Source organism: Belnapia sp. (assembly GCF_059504005.1).
The window spans coordinates 1-10334 of sequence record NZ_JCACHU010000022.1; the positions used below are offsets into that span (position 1 = coordinate 1).

At 68.2% G+C, this 10334-nt stretch carries 8 protein-coding genes and 1 pseudogene; 5 read left to right on the forward strand and 4 right to left on the reverse strand.

Annotation, left to right across the window (positions count from 1 at the left end; genetic code table 11):
• Window positions 1-431 precede the first annotated feature (431 nt).
• Both AC5JJ1_RS03760 and AC5JJ1_RS03765 read left to right on the forward strand, forming a co-directional pair.
• A complete protein-coding gene (locus AC5JJ1_RS03760) occupies window positions 432-2042 on the forward strand; it encodes a glycosyltransferase family protein (RefSeq protein WP_495783781.1) in 1611 nt (536 codons plus the stop codon).
• A gap of 116 nt (window positions 2043-2158) precedes the next feature.
• Complete coding sequence (locus AC5JJ1_RS03765; protein ID WP_495783782.1) at window positions 2159-2665, forward strand: transposase; 507 nt, start codon at window positions 2159-2161, stop codon at window positions 2663-2665.
• Between the two features lie 7 nt (window positions 2666-2672).
• Here AC5JJ1_RS03765 and AC5JJ1_RS03770 read toward each other — a convergent pair.
• Window positions 2673-2956, reverse strand: a pseudogene (locus AC5JJ1_RS03770) (integrase core domain-containing protein); the annotation flags it as partial.
• 317 nt (window positions 2957-3273) lie between these two features.
• Here AC5JJ1_RS03770 and AC5JJ1_RS03775 point away from each other — a divergent pair.
• Together AC5JJ1_RS03775 and AC5JJ1_RS03780 are read left to right on the forward strand one after the other, a co-directional pair.
• Window positions 3274-3588 carry a hypothetical protein gene (locus tag AC5JJ1_RS03775; RefSeq protein WP_495783783.1) on the forward strand — a complete coding sequence of 105 codons (315 nt, stop codon included), beginning with the start codon at window positions 3274-3276 and terminating at the stop codon, window positions 3586-3588.
• A 144-nt stretch (window positions 3589-3732) separates the two neighbouring features.
• The gene (locus tag AC5JJ1_RS03780; RefSeq protein ID WP_495783784.1) at window positions 3733-3942 is read left to right on the forward strand and encodes a hypothetical protein; all 210 of its coding nucleotides are present in this window, start codon (window positions 3733-3735) and stop codon (window positions 3940-3942) included.
• 461 nt (window positions 3943-4403) lie between these two features.
• On the opposite strand, the gene AC5JJ1_RS03785 is transcribed toward AC5JJ1_RS03780, so the two are convergent.
• From AC5JJ1_RS03785 to AC5JJ1_RS03795, 3 genes are all read right to left on the reverse strand, one after another.
• On the reverse strand, window positions 4404-7286 hold the full coding sequence (locus AC5JJ1_RS03785) for a PAS domain S-box protein (protein WP_495783785.1): 2883 nt from the start codon (window positions 7284-7286) through the stop codon (window positions 4404-4406).
• Window positions 7287-7305: 19 nt separating this feature from the next.
• Entirely contained in the window at window positions 7306-7515 is a 210-nt protein-coding gene (locus tag AC5JJ1_RS03790) for a type II toxin-antitoxin system ParD family antitoxin (RefSeq protein WP_495783786.1), read from the reverse strand.
• Between the two features lie 91 nt (window positions 7516-7606).
• A complete protein-coding gene (locus tag AC5JJ1_RS03795; RefSeq protein ID WP_495783787.1) occupies window positions 7607-8449 on the reverse strand; it encodes an IS5 family transposase in 843 nt (280 codons plus the stop codon).
• A 170-nt stretch (window positions 8450-8619) separates the two neighbouring features.
• Here AC5JJ1_RS03795 and AC5JJ1_RS03800 point away from each other — a divergent pair, with 170 nt between their 5' ends.
• Window positions 8620-9690: a hypothetical protein gene (locus AC5JJ1_RS03800; RefSeq protein WP_495783788.1), complete on the forward strand. Its 1071-nt coding sequence runs from the start codon at window positions 8620-8622 to the stop codon at window positions 9688-9690.
• The last annotated feature ends 644 nt before the right edge of the window (window positions 9691-10334 follow it).

The following is a 10334-nucleotide window of genomic DNA, read 5'->3' on the forward strand; positions in this document are numbered from 1 at the left end:
CTCCTCTCGGACGTGCTGACCGCAGCAGCTTACTCCCTTTCAATGAGGGTCAATAGACGCAGGGTGAGGGGTAGCGGGCGAAGCAACCTGCCGGCTTTCTACGTTGAGTCCTTATGCGCCATCCGTTGCTGGCATTGGTCCTGGCCGCCGGCCTGATGCTCGGTCGGTGGGTCATCGCCTACCAACTGCACGGCTTCTGAAGCGCTAGCCGGACCTTCTTACCAGGGTGTCGGGCTTTGATGCTGGAGCCACGCCGGCAGCGTGTGCTGATATCATGGGGTTCGGCCCAAGGATTTGAGCGGTTGGGGACGCGTCGGCCCCCGCCGCAGTCGGTGCAACGTTGGTGGGGAATACGGCGGCTTGTGGTGCCTGGGTCGTCAGGCTGGCCCGATTTGGGTGCCTTGTTCCGCGCCACATGTAAGGAAAGCGGCATGCAGCGCTCTCCAGGTGGGCCGCGATTTCTGCGCAGCGAACCGTATCTTGTCCTTGGTTTTGTCCTCGGCGCGGTCCTTGTCCGCTCACCGGCCATGCTTTACTCGGCACTGAACTACGATGAGAGCATGTACCTCCTGATGGGCTCCGAGTTCGCTCGGGGCCACCTACCCTACACGACAATCTGCGACCTCAAGCCCTTCGGCCTGTTCGCACTGGCAACGCCTGTTGCAGCCTCGCCCTTCGATCCCGTGTTCACCGCCCGTATCGTATCAAGCATCGTGGTAGGGCTGACTGCCTGGATGCTCAGCCAAATCGCGCGCCAACTCTTTGGGCCAGGAGGCCGAGCGATCGGGATTGTGGCCGGGCTCTCCTATATCGTGTTCAGCGTAGCCACCGGGGGCTTGGCGTTCCAGGGAGAGCTCTTTCAGAACGCGGTCTCGGTCCTGGGTCTGCTGCTGCTCTTGCGGGCGATTGGCCGCTGCGTTCCGCCCAGTGCCGCAGCAATGTGTGTCGTCGGGCTTGTGCTCGGGACTGGGGTACAAATCAAGCAGTCCACACTTTTCGACATGCTGGCGTTTCTGGCTGGGTTTTCCATCCTGGTAGTGCCGCTATCAAGGGAGAGTGGCGTCCGTCTCCGAACGAGCCTCAAGCCATTACTGGTTTTGGGGGCGAGCAGCTTGCTGCCCACTCTTTCCGTGGTCGCGCTCTACGCGGCCGCCGGTCATTTGGACGCGTGGACCACAGCGAACATTGACGCACATCGGGTATTCTACGGCCGTGACCGCGGCTTTGCGCTGGAGCCTGCTTTCGAGATGGCATGGGAGCAACTGCCTCTGTGGCTCACCGCTGCCACCGCGTTAGTGCTCGCCCCCGGCCTGGCGCTCGATCCGCGGGAGTGCCGCGCCGTTGCCTTCTTGGGTGTTTGGTGGGCCGCGGTGGCCGCCTGTATCGCCTTCTTGCGTATCTCTGCAGATCACTACTTCCTGCAGTTCCTACCGCCGCTCTGCCTCCTAACTGGGTTGGCGGTCGGCCGGGGTGTGCTGGCTCGCATTCCCGACCGCCACGCAGCCGGGGCTGTCCTCGTGGCACTCGCCTCCCTGACCATGTTCGCCGTGGCCCGATACCCGATCCTCCATGCGATCCTCATGCTGAACGACCGCTTTGGGGGCGAGCGCTGGGCAGGTGACACCCCGCGGCGTATCGCAGCCGACCTCAAACCCCTGCTCCAGCGAGGAGACACGATCTATGTCGTGGGCTTCCAGCCTGCAGTCTACTTGCTGACTGGTGCCATGATCCCGACGCGCTTTGCCTTCACTGGCTTGCCGCACTTTCAAGTTCCGGGTCGTGACGGGTGCCCTTGGGTTGAGCCGGCGGTGGAGATGCGCCGCGTGATGGAGCGCCGACCGCGCTTCGTCGTCGTGGAACGCAATATCTTCCTGGCGGAGATGCGATCCGACGTCCGCCAGATCCTTGATGAGCACCTGGCCTACAGTTACCGGCTTCGCAAGCGCGTGGAAGAACACCGTTTGCACTACTACTACCCCTTTGAGCGCTTCATCATGGATGGCGGTAAGGCAGCCGACGTCTACGAACTTAGCGGTGGGTAAAGTGAGCAAGGCCCTGCTTAGCAATCTCAACTCTGACCTCGACTTTGGCCATTTCCTGAGCTGAGGCGGGGGGGGGGCGGCTAGACTGGCGAGGTCCCCGCCAAAGGACCGCCACCATGCTGCGCCTGCCAGCCCGCTTCGCCGCGGTGATCCTGTGCTTTGCGCCGCTCTTCCAGCAACGGAGTTGGCGGCATGCCGAGGTGTTGCTGCTCGGGGCAATCCTGGCACCGAGCCGGCGAACGGTGGCCAGCATACTTCGGATCACCGGGCCCTGCCGGGAGCGGCGGTTCGTCAACTACCATCGCGTGCTCAACCGGGCTGCCTGGAGCGGGCGGACGGCGGCGCGGGTGTTGTTTGGGTTGCTACTGGACGCCTTCGTGCCGACCGGGCCGGTGTTGCTGGGCCTCGACGACACCATCGAGCGCCGACGCGGCAAGCGGATCAGCGCCAAGGGGATCTACCGGGGCCCGGTCCGCTCCAGCCACGGCCATTTCGTGAAGGCCAGCGGCCTGCGCTGGCTCAGCCTGATGCTGCTGGTGCCGATTTCCTGGGCTGGGCGGGTCTGGGCGCTGCCCTTCCTGACGGCGCTGGTGAACCGCCCCGGGTTAGCCGGAGGCTGGTGAGCTTGAGTCAGGCCGCCAGCGAAATCTCCTGCTGGGCGGCATAGTAGCGCGCTTCTGCCTCGGCTAGCGGGATGTTGCCGCTCGGCTCGAGGAGGCGGCGGTGGTTGAACCAATCGACCCACTCCAAGGTGGCGAACTCGACGGCCTCCAGGTTGCGCCAGGGACCGCCGCGTCGGATCACCTCGGTCTTGAACAGGCGAATGACGCTCTCGGCCAGCGCAGTGTCGTAGCTGTCGCCGACGCTGCCAACGGAGGCTCGACCCCGGCCTCCAGCAAGCGTTCAGTGCAGCGATTCTGACCCACAACCATGAGATCTGCTTTAGCATCCGTCCTCGCGCCAGGGATGCGTAGCCGTGGGAGACTGGGGATGGCTGGGTTCCGCTTGTGGTCCGCAAGACGTATGACGGTACTCGGGTGTGACCATGGCTGACCCACTTTGGATGCTTGCAGGCCTTGCCGCGGCACCTGTCGCCGGCCTTTTTGCGATGCTGGGCCGGTACCGGCGGCGGCGACAAGCGGCGACCAGCGCGGCCAACAGGACCGCTGCCGGCAGAGGACCAAGCCAGGAGTTCCACCTTCCGCCCACGATCGAGGCCGCGGAGCGCGAGATGGCGATGCTGCTCCGCCGCATGCGGGCCTATCTGCGCGACCCGTATGACTATGCCACGTCGCGGATCGTAGGTGAGGCCGCGTTTGAGACCTGCCTCGACCGCGCCGGCATCCTTGGCGCCCGGATTGCCGAGCTGGGCGGTGCTGCACCTGCCGGCGCATCTGAGCACGAGCGCACACGGGGGCTGATCCTGGAAGGTCTCATGGCTGGTCACCGAGTGGCTGACCAAACAGGCGGCGGTGTGCCAACACGGCAGGGTATGCATCCGCCAAGCCATGAGGTGAAGTCACGCTCGAGACTTTGGCCACAGTAACCACTCGCCCGGCGTGGGTCTGGCCGGACTCGAGCGCCTCGTCAAGCGCCGGATTTTAGGGCTGTCTCGCCTCCCATACCCAGCATGTAACTGAAAGTGACAACCACCAGCCGGGTTACGCGTATCCATTCCAGGAGGTGGCCCATGACCGATCCCGACGACCGCGAGGGTGGATTTTACTGGATCACAATCGGCGATCAGGAGCCCGAGGTTGCTCAGTGGCAGACCGAGTGGAACCAGTGGCTGGTAACAGGGCGCGAACTGCCGCTATCAGATCTCCTATCCGAAGAGGTTGTGGTGCTGAGTGAGGTGCTGCTGCCACCGGCAACCTCCATCACTCTTTCGGCAGCATAGCTACAGCCACCTCATCGGTCGGTTGCGGCAAGTTTGCCTTCACATGCGGTAAGTCACCCATGGCACAAATGAGCGCCTTTTCGTGCCAACTGCCTCCCGTTCAGCTCTGGGCTACGTTCTTACTTGGGGAAGGTGCCCTCGTGCCCGCTGGATTCATGCTCGAAACTGGCGGATATGCGCCCATGCCGGACGATGAGATTCGTTGCCCACCTTCCCGAGAGCGGACATTACGTTTCTCGGCTCTTCTGACCGAGGTGGGCGGGAACCGGACCTTCTACGGTCCGGCGTTCCATGGGTGGCAGCGTGCCGCCGGACTGCCAGATTCCTCGGCTGTCCCGACAGGATGGGCCCAATGTACGGATCGGAACCAGCTCGTGTTCCGATGGTGGTCGCTCCGGTGGCGCCAGATGACTTGCGCTGACCGCTACCCTCATACTTCCTGGCCCTTCGTGGCGCCTCCTTCAATCCGCGGCGGCCGTGTCGGAACCCGTTGCTCCGGTCGGGAACGGATCGCGCCGGAGCGGCACCTCCATGTCGCAGACCAGGCCGGTCGCAATCCAAGAGAGCATCAACGTCCCGCCGAGCTGCCCCCGCACCGTGCCCTCCAGCACCCGCGAGCCGAAGCCGCGGCGGGTCGGTGGTGCCGCCACGGGCGGGCCGCCACGCTCAGCCCAGCGCAGCTGCAACGTTCCCGATGCTCCGCCGTGCAGGCGCCAGGATACCGCGACGCGCCCCGTCGGCACCGAGAGAGCGCCGTACTTCAGCGCGTTGGTGGCCAGTTCATGCACCGCCATCGCCAGCGGCTGCGCGGCACCCACGGGTAGCGCCAAGGCCGGCCCCTCCAGCTCGGCCAGCGGTCCACCCTCATTGCCGGCACCGAGGAACGGGGCCACCTCGCCCAGCAGCAGTGTCCGCAGGTCGGCCCCCGCCCAGCGGTCGTCGGCCAGCAGCGTCTGTGCCCGGGCGAGCGCCCCCACGCGGCCCTCGATCGCGCGCACGTAGCCCAGCAGGTCCGGAGCCTTAGTCAGGCGGAGCGCGGCCTGCACCACGGCCAGGGCGTTCTTGGCCCGGTGGTCTACCTCGCGCGCCAGCAGCGCCTGCCGCTCCTCCGCGCGCCTGCGCTCCGTGACGTTCGAGAACACCGCAGCGAAGCGCCCCGGCTCGGTCCGGTAGGCCGTGACCTCGAACCAGCGCCCGTATGCCGCGAGATGGTGCTCGAAGTGCGCGGGCTCGCCGGTCTCGACTACCCGCGCGTAAGTCTCGAGCCAGAACGGCTCGATGCCCGGGATGGCCTCACTCACGAGCCGCCCCTGAACTGCTTCGTTGGGGACGCCGGTCAGCCGGCCCCAGGCGTCGTTGAGCTCGAGGTGGCGGTAGTCCACCGCGCGGCCGTCTGGTCCGTACACCATCTCGCAGAGCGCGAAGCCCTCCTGCATGCGCTCGAACAGGCCCCGCCAGCGCGCCTCGCTCTCCCGCAGCGCTGCCTCGGCGCGCCGGCGGTCGTGGATATCAACTGAGGCGCCGAACCAGCGGGTGATCCTGCGGCTGTGGGGATCGCGGTGGGGTTCGCCCCGGACCAGGAACCAGCGCCAGTCGCCGCCCTTCGAGCGGATGCGGTGCTCGACCAGGAAGGTGCCACCCGTCCGCCGCGCCTCCTCGAACCGCTCCACCGTCACCGCCGCGTCGTCGGGATGGACAAAGCTGGCCGCGATCTCCGCCGCTGTCGTCGGCTCGTAGGGGGCGCCGGTGTAGTCCGACCATTTCCGGTTGAAGAACTCCACCCGACCCTCGGCGTCGGTGATCCAGACGATCTGCGGGACGGCGTCGGCCATCAGCCGGAACCGCGCCTCGCTCTCGCGCAGCGCCTCCTCGGCGCGGACGCGCTCGATGTGCGCCCAGGCACGCTCGACGACCGTCTTCAGCAGGGCCACCTCGCCCACCGCCCAGTCGCGCGCGGAGGACTGGTGCACAGCCATCATCGCCACGAGCCGCTCACGCTTGACAAGCGGGCAGCAGACGATCGCCTTGATGCCGATCGCGCTGAACATGGCGCCGCCGTCGCCGGTGGGCAGCTCCTTGTCTACGTCCCGCACGATGAGCGTCCGCCCAGCCCGCATGTCGGCCGCCGCGCGCGAGCCGAACAGGTCCAGGCTGTACTCCCCAGCGCTGCTGGGGGCGCCGTCCGTCCAGTCGTCACGGATCGTGAAGCGGTCGTTGTCGGCGTCCACGTCGGCGTAGGCGCAACGGGTGGCCTGCAGGTGCCCACCGAGCAGGCCGGTCGTCGCCGCCATGATGTCGCGCGGCGCGGAGACGCGCGCCGTCGCTTCGCCCAGCCTGTCGAGGAACCTGAGCCGTCCTTCGCTCTCGCGCAGCGCCGTCTCCGCGCGGGCCCGCGCGACGGTCGCCCAGGTCCGCTCGGCCACCTCGCGCGCAAGCTCCACGTCCTCGTCGGACCACAGACTCGGCTCGGGGTTGGCCGCGTAAAGGTAGGCGGTCAGGCGGCCCTCCTTGACGAGCGGGACGATGATAAAGGCGCGTAGCGAGATCGTGCCGTAGGCGGCGAGCGCGTCCGGGGAGGAGGTCCGGGCGTCGTGCCGGACGTCGTGCACGACCACGACCCGGCCTGCGGCCATATCGGCGGCCATGGCCGGGCCGTAGTCTTCGAGGCGGTAGCGGCCCGGGGAGAAGCCCGGGAGCCGACCGTCGTGGAACTCTCCTCCGGTGATGGCGTGCCCATCGGCATCCACCTCTGCGTAGCCGACCTGCGCCGCGCCCAGGTGGCGCCCGAGCGCCCCGGCCGCCGTGGCCATGGCTTTCCTCGGGTCGGACAGGTCGCGCAGCCTGTCCTCAAGGCCGAGCCGGAAGGCCTGCCGGCGGTCCGCCAGCACCCTGGCCGTGATCTCCGTGCAGGGACAGAAGACACCGGCGACGTGCCCCATCTCGTCGCGCACTGGCGTGTAGGAGAATGCGAAGTGCGTCTCCTCCGGGCGACCGTGCCGGTGCATGACCAGCGTGATGTCGTCCATCTGGATGGGCTCGCCGGCGTAGCAGCGGGCCATAATGGGCCCGACCTCGTCCAGGATCTCGGACCACACCCGGTCGAAGGGTTGCCCGAGCGCCGTGGGGTGCTTCAGGCCGAGGATTTCCGCGTAGCCGTCGTTGTAGAGCATGGTTCGCCGGGGACCCCACGCAACGAACATCGGCTGGTTGGAGGCGAGCATCACGCCGGCCAGCGTCTTGAGCGGCTGCGCCCAGCGCTCCGGCGGCCCGAGCGGCGACGCCGACCAGGCGTGGGCGCGCATGCGCGCGCCCATCTCGCCGCCGCCTGCGAGGAAGTCGGGCACGCCGGCGCTCGGTCTAGCCTCAGCGTCCATCGAGACCGCTCTGAGCGCGGTGCTTCCGCCCAGGGCTGCCCATCCGCTCCTCCCGCCTGATCTCGTTCTCCTCGAGGAGCCGCAGGGCCGCGCGGACCACCTCGCTGGCGCTGCGGTAGCGTCCTGAGGCGACACGGCCGTCGATGAAGGCTTCGATCTCGGGTGTTAGCGAGACGTTGCGCGTCTTGCGGGCGGGCATGGTCTCTCTACAGCGTGGCCATGCAGCTGTGTCAACTTTTGCTGCCGCGGCGGTACAGCCCTGGCCAAGCACTTAGACCCTGTTTGCGAAGTCATGGCGCAGACAGCCGCCTACGATTGGATTGGACGACGCGGTGGAGCATGAGGCGGATGGCAGCCAGGGTAACCATCGCCTCAGAGACTTCGGGCAGGCCTTCGTAGTCCCGGGACAGCCGCCGGCAGCGCCCGAACCAGCCGAGCCTTCTTTCCACGACCCAGCGCCGCGGCTGCACGACGAAGCCTGTGGAGCTGGCGGGGCGGCGGACGATGATCAGCGCCAGGCCGGCCAGGAAGCAGGCGAGCAGGGCGGCGAGGCGATTGTAGATGCTGTCGGCGAATACGACCCGGAGCCAGGCGTAGAGCGGCTTCACCAGCTTCAGCAGGTCGCCGAGGCTGTCGGCGTCCTGGATGTCGGCCGCGTGCACGACGACGCCGAGCAGCAACCCGTCCGTGTCCACCGCGACATGGCGTTTGCGCCCCTTCAGGCGCTTGGCTGCGTCCCAGCCGCGTGGCCCGCCGCTCTCCGTCGTCTTCGCGCTCTGGGTGTCGACGATCGCCGCCGTGGGGCTGGCCTCCTGGCCGGCGCCTTCGCGCGGCATGACCAGGAGATGGTGGCGGATGCTCTCCCACACGCCGTCCTGCAGGAAGGCACGCATGTAGCCGTACACCGTCCGCCATGGCGGGAAGGCTGGAGGCGGTGGAAGATGCCGCCACTGGCAGCCGGTACGGACGAGATAGAACAGCCCGTCCAGCAGGTTCCGGGTGTCCGTCGAGCGCGGCCGCCCGCCGGGCTTGGCGGCGGGGATCAGTGGCTCGAGCAGACGGAACTGGTCATCTGTCAGGGCCTGGCCGGAGCCGAAATCCCCAACCAAAGCGCGATCAGCGGGCGCCCACATGGCGGTTTCCCATCAGGAAATCGCCTGCAACGCTGCCCAAGGGCCAGGATCAGCCCGGCAAGCCGCTGTCCTCACTTTTTTGCACATGGGTTCTTACAGGTAGACATATTCCTCTGAGGTTTGTGCAATGAAGTATGGTTCGAGGTAAGCACTTAACGCGCTGGGCGCCGGTGCTCCTGGCGCTGCTCTTGCCCTGCCTGGCCGCGGCGCAGCCGGCGCGGAACCAGGTCTATGCGCTGGAGGGCAGCACGGCCCGGGTGCCGGTGCCGGCGGACGAGACCTGGGAGGTGCGGCACGAGGACGGCCGCGTGCTGCGCCCCACCGGCCCGGCCGATCCGGACGGCGTGCTGCGCCTGCCTCCGGGCGGCTGGTACCAGCTATTCCGCGGCGGGGTGCCCTTCGGCGGCCGCTTCGCCGCCGGGCACGTCGTGCTCGTCACCGGCCAGTCCCAGGCGGCCGGCCTGTTCGACGCTACCTACCCACGGGTCGGCGCGCATCCGGCCGAGCCGGATGATCCGCCAGCACCGCCGGTCTCGGCCCTGCTTGAGGGCTGCTTCGGCCGCCCCGACTGCCCGCCCGAAGGCACGCGCTGGGTCGCGCCCGGCGAGGCGCTCGGCGCCCGCACCCTGCTCGCCGAACTGGCGCGGCTGCGGCCGGGCATCCCCTTCGCCCTCGCCGATGCCGCCCGGGGCAATGCCGGCATCGCCGACCTGCTCGACGTGGCCCGGCCGGCGGACGGATACCTCGCCGTGGTAGCGCGGGCGGCGGCGCCGGCCTCCGCCCTGCTGGTGCTCGCGCACGGCACCACGGATGCGAACCGTGGCACCCCGCCGGAGGCCTACATCGTAGGGGTCGGCGAGCTGGTCGGGCTGCTGCGGGAGGCCGGCGGCAACCCCGCTATGCCGGCGCTGCAGGCGCCGCTCTCGCCACTGCGAGACGGGTACAGCCTGCTCGGCTCCGGCCGGCTGGCCGAATGGTTCGAACTCGCCCCAGACCGCGAGGGCTGGCTCTTCGCTTTCGGCTTGGCGCGGCTTCGCCCGGTGGTCCCCGCCACCGCCGCTCATGCTGCGGTGATCCGGGCGGCCCAGGCCGAGGCGGCGCGCCGCTATGGCCTGCTGCCCGGCGGCGAGATGGCGGACGTGGAGACCGGGGCGGACGGCATCCACTGGTCCGCCGAGGGGCTCCGCCGGGCGATGCGGGAAGCGGCGGCGGCGCTGGACGCCGCCCTGCCGCCCTCCTGATCCCGCTCGGCTCACCCGCCGGCGCATGCTCAGAACTCCCGGACCAGCGCGTGATCGGTGCGCACCCACATGGCGGCCTCAAGCCGGGAAATGACGCGCAACGCCGCTTCAAGGGCGGAATCAAGCCCTCGAACCAGCCCCGCCGCTCTTCTCAAACGGGCTGTTAGAGGGCTCGGTCCGGCAAGCCGCTCGACCGCTGCTCGGCGTTGGTGCACGGATGCGGGTGAGCAGCCAGGACTGGTCCCACTCGGTCCGAGGTGTTAGGCGGCGCGCGTCGCGACTGGCTTCGCAACCCGGATCATGCGATTGAGCGCCTGGGCGGCCATTGCGACTTCGCCTTGTTGGGCAGGCAAGGGCGGGCGCGCAGAGGTCGGCCGAGCCGACGGTCCAGAGTTCGTCAGCCTCTTTCGACGCGCCGCGCCGCATGCTCGTCTCCGCTCCGCTCACCCGGAGGCTATGGGTCGGGCTGGGCGCACGTCACGCGACGTTCGCCGCGGGGTTTTAGACGGCGCCGCTGATCGCCTGCGGCGTGCTGGGAATCCTCTATGACCTCGCGCTGTTCGCTGCCTTGCGGCACATCAAGCCGCCCGTGTCAAGCGACACCGGAAACGCCCCCCTTGGCGCCATGAAATCGCCCCCCCTGG

Bases quoted from the DNA above. Each gene is read 5' to 3' on its own strand.
- AC5JJ1_RS03765 (WP_495783782.1), top strand. From the start codon at position 2,159: ATGCTGCGCCTGCCAGCCCGCTTCGCCGCGGTGATCCTGTGCTTTGCG.
- AC5JJ1_RS03790 (WP_495783786.1), bottom strand. From the start codon at position 7,515: ATGCCCGCCCGCAAGACGCGCAACGTCTCGCTAACACCCGAGATCGAA.
- AC5JJ1_RS03795 (WP_495783787.1), bottom strand. From the start codon at position 8,449: ATGTGGGCGCCCGCTGATCGCGCTTTGGTTGGGGATTTCGGCTCCGGC.
- AC5JJ1_RS03760 (WP_495783781.1), top strand. From the start codon at position 432: ATGCAGCGCTCTCCAGGTGGGCCGCGATTTCTGCGCAGCGAACCGTAT.
- AC5JJ1_RS03775 (WP_495783783.1), top strand. From the start codon at position 3,274: ATGGCGATGCTGCTCCGCCGCATGCGGGCCTATCTGCGCGACCCGTAT.
- AC5JJ1_RS03780 (WP_495783784.1), top strand. From the start codon at position 3,733: ATGACCGATCCCGACGACCGCGAGGGTGGATTTTACTGGATCACAATC.